Raw genomic sequence first — 596 nt, 5'->3', positions numbered from 1 at the left:
CGGGCCGGTGCGCGGGGGCCGGGGCGGGGGCTCGCGGAGGACTCCCGCGGGACGTGCCCCGCGTGCGAGGGCCGCCGATCGGGTGAACCGCGGCACGCCCCGGCCCGCACGAAGGCCAAGGCAGACGGAGCCGTCGCGCGATTTTCACGGACACATGGAGCGCTGCGAAGTGGCAGCCTGCTGATTGCCTCGCCAAACTGAAACAGGCGGCCGTGATCAGAAGGATCCGACCGGTCGATCGCATCCACACGTCCTCAGGAGATCGAATGGTGGAGCAGTCCTCCGAGGTCCCCATATCCGGGTCGGAAGAACCTGCCGTCTCCTTGAGCGACACCGGTCCGGCCAGGGTGGAGACCGAAAACAAACTCGCGGCGGCACTCGCCGAACTCGTCGGTACCGAACACGTTCCGGCCGAGAGTCACTTCTTCACCGACCTGGGCGCCAATTCCTTGGTCATGGCCCAGTTCTGTGCGCGGCTCAGGAAAATTCCCGACCTGCCCTCCCCCTCCATTCGGGACATCTACCGGCACCCCACGATCCGGAGCCTGACGGCGGCGCTGGCGCCGGCCGTGCCCGTGTCCGCCGAAGCGGCCGGC

Annotated in this window: 1 protein-coding gene; it reads left to right on the top strand. The window is 68.6% G+C overall.

Features of this window, described 5'->3' with window-relative positions:
- Positions 1 to 266 precede the first annotated feature (266 nt).
- The coding region (locus GT045_RS38175; protein WP_161337014.1) for a phosphopantetheine-binding protein at positions 267 to 596 on the top strand (330 nt) is incomplete at its 3' end.

The organism is Streptomyces sp. SID486 (genome assembly GCF_009865385.1).
In the GTDB taxonomy this organism is placed as follows: Bacteria; Actinomycetota; Actinomycetes; order Streptomycetales; family Streptomycetaceae; genus Streptomyces.
Note: the sequence above shows the minus strand (reverse complement) of the source record. Positions and strands in the feature narration are given on the sequence as shown.